Source organism: Desulfurellaceae bacterium, from assembly GCA_021296095.1.
Lineage (GTDB): Bacteria > Desulfobacterota > Binatia > Bin18 > Bin18 > JAAXHF01.
On sequence record JAGWBB010000127.1, the window covers coordinates 532 to 2,622 of the forward strand.

Sequence of the window (2,091 nt, forward strand, 5' to 3'; positions counted from 1 at the left end):
TCGTTCTTGAAGCGGGGCTGCTTGTCGCCGCCCAAGTGATTCGTACAGCTCGGCGTCATGGGGTGCACCGCCACGCGTCAGACCAAGTCACTAAGTGCCGCCCGGGGAGCCACCGCCTGGATCGGAGAGCGCGCGTAGTCCCGGACGTTCCGTGTGACGATGAGCCGCGCGCTGCAGGTACGCGCGGCCGCCACCTGCAGCGCGTCCTCGAAGTCCGCCATCGGCAGAGCCGCTGCGTATCGGAGGGCCTCGGTGCTCGTCGCAGCCACCGCTACGAAGCGGGTCAAGTCGACGAGAAAATCACGGGTACTTCCCCCACCGCGCGACGGGGCGACGATGTAGTAGAAGTTCGACACTGTGTGCCACGCGATGCAGGCGCTCTCAGCACCGTGCTCAATCCGGTCCAGGAGTTCTGAAGCCGGGCCGGCGTGCGGGTGCCGGTCGAGGGCGATGTCGATGAGGATATCCGTATCCAGGAGGATCATTGCAAGTACTTCTTCGCCAGGGCGTCGTATCGTGGATCGTCACGCTCCGCAGCCCGAAACTTGCCCCGCCAGCGTGCGACGAAGGACGGCGCGTGCCCGCTCGCCACCTCTCTGAGCGACTGCTCAATGAGTGCCGACAGCGACACGCCCCGGGACCGGGCGTAGCGCTTGGCGCGCGGGAGGAGGTCAGCGTCTACGGTGATGGTGAGCTTTTGCTTCATCGTGAGAAACGTCCCTTCTTTCAGTATACTGATTCTATAAAGGAGTATACGTATCTATGCCTGCGGTTCAAGACTCTCTGCGTGGCGACAACGGCCCGCTCGGGCTGCCCCCGACTGATAACGGGCAAAGGGTCAACCTTGGCCTGGCCCCTGGCAAGCCGAGTCGTTGACCCGCAGATACTCGTCGATGAATTTATCCGCGAGTTGTGAGACCCGGGAGAGAATGTCGTCCGTCTCCCCCCAGCCTACTGCCCCCGTCTCCCAGGTACTGGCGGCACCATGGTGGCCGCTTATACGATCAAGAACTTGCTTCGTGAACTGTAAGCTTACATCAACCGCCGTGCCCCCAGGTCCAGATTGCGTGTTAATTTTCACGTAGAGATACGGATAGGGCCGGCTACTCCCGCGATAGAGGCGTGCAGCACGTAGCCTGCTGCGTGCCGCCGTTGCGATGGCCTCGCGTGATCGCCCAGGTACTCGACGAGCAAATCTATTGGCTTGCAGGCATTCCATAGCTCAACGCGGTCCATGGAGCTAACATCCTCAGCACCGACCGGCGTAGTGGCGGTCAGGACGAGAAGGGCGACTATCGGACCTCTCACAAGCCGCAGGGAAGGGTGTTTCATAGCGGGCCATTCCGCCCGATAACGGGCAAAGTGTTAAGTTTGGGCGCCGCGGTCGAGCAGCTGGCTGATTACCACCAAGTTGTCGTTGTGCCGCGCCGCCGCGTGCAAGGGCGTCTCGCCGCAAGGGCGTCTCGCCGAACTGGGTCCGTGCGTTGGGATGGGCGCCGTGGTTGAGCAGGAGGGCGACTACCGCCGGGTCTGGGTTCTTCTCCACCGCCACGTGCAAGGGGGTCCAGCCGTGCTCGTCCTGCACGTTGGGATAGGCGCCGTGGTCAAGCATCGCTTGGACGGCGGCCGGGGTCGCCTGGGCCATCCAGTCCGCGTCGAGCAGCAGGCGTCGGCGTATCGAGAATCCTCCTTCTGCGTCGCATTATAGGCCGAGCCGGGTCTGGTACCTATCCTGGCCCGGTAGGGGTTTGCCCCGCCCGTCGGTCCATGCCATGAAGCACACAGAAACGAATATTTGGGCAACCTACCCGATATATCGACATCCATCGGGACTTGGTGAGGGAGCTGCCGCCCCCTTCAGCCCCCCGACACGGAGCCGCCCACGCCGCCTGGAGGCACACATGCCGAGCACTGACCGCCGCGCAACCTGGGTGCAGGTCCGCTGCACAGCCGCCGAGCGGGCCGCCTGACAAGCCAAGGCGGGGCCGCCGCCGTCCCGCGTCGGGAACGGTGCGCATCACTGCACGTTATAGACCTTGGCCGCGTTGCCGCCGGTGATCAGGGCGCGCTCCTCGCCCGTCAGGCCGTCGA

Annotated in this window: 3 protein-coding genes; all 3 read right to left on the reverse strand. The window is 64.0% G+C overall.

Annotated elements, in window-relative coordinates:
* Positions 1–77 precede the first annotated feature (77 nt).
* The 3 genes from J4F42_20705 to J4F42_20715 all read right to left on the reverse strand — a co-directional run bounded on the left by J4F42_20705 (position 78) and on the right by J4F42_20715 (position 1,645).
* Positions 78–485: a PIN domain-containing protein gene (locus J4F42_20705; protein MCE2487941.1), complete on the reverse strand. Its 408-nt coding sequence runs from the start codon at positions 483–485 to the stop codon at positions 78–80.
* Entirely contained in the window at positions 482–706 is a 225-nt protein-coding gene (locus tag J4F42_20710) for a hypothetical protein (GenBank protein MCE2487942.1), read from the reverse strand. Before J4F42_20710 ends, J4F42_20705 begins: the two co-directional genes overlap by 4 nt.
* Positions 707–1,249: 543 nt before the next feature.
* Positions 1,250–1,645 carry an ankyrin repeat domain-containing protein gene (locus J4F42_20715; protein ID MCE2487943.1) on the reverse strand — a complete coding sequence of 132 codons (396 nt, stop codon included), beginning with the start codon at positions 1,643–1,645 and terminating at the stop codon, positions 1,250–1,252.
* Positions 1,646–2,091 lie beyond the last annotated feature (446 nt).